We start from the raw sequence: 405 nt of genomic DNA, 5'->3' as shown, positions 1-405 counted from the left end.
TTTAAAAGGTATGGCAAGCTGTCTGAACAATAGAGTTCCTTTGCCAGTGCGATGAGGTTGCCGCCCTTGCCTGCGCCAAAGTCATACCAAAGGTTGCGGTCAGTGTTCACCTTGAAAGACGGTTCGTGTTCCTCCCTTAACGGTGATTTGTACCATAAACCGTTACCCTGCTGTTTGACAGGAGAGTAACCTAAACTGTGCAGATAGTCTGCGATGGGTATTTGTTTCACATCTTCGATGTTCATAACATTTTCTTTTTGGGGATAAAAAAATAGTTGAAAAGTGCACCAGTCCTGTTTAGTCCGTTATATATACACCCGTACCATACTAAACCTGCCTGTTCCGATACTGGGAAATAGTAAGTCCGTTCCTCTTGTATATACACCCGGACTAAACCAAACTGAC

Annotated in this window: 1 protein-coding gene; it reads right to left on the bottom strand. The window is 43.7% G+C overall.

The window, feature by feature from the left end; genetic code table 11:
* Positions 1–245: CHC2 zinc finger domain-containing protein (locus E5342_RS19195; RefSeq protein WP_246867187.1), on the bottom strand; the 245-nt coding region annotated here is incomplete at its 3' end.
* Positions 246–405: the final 160 nt, after the last annotated feature.

Source organism: Parabacteroides distasonis, from assembly GCF_004793765.1.
Taxonomy (GTDB): Bacteria; Bacteroidota; Bacteroidia; order Bacteroidales; family Tannerellaceae; genus Parabacteroides; species Parabacteroides distasonis_A.
The sequence above is the reverse complement of the archived record's forward strand: the minus strand, read 5'-3'. Positions and strand labels throughout refer to the sequence as shown.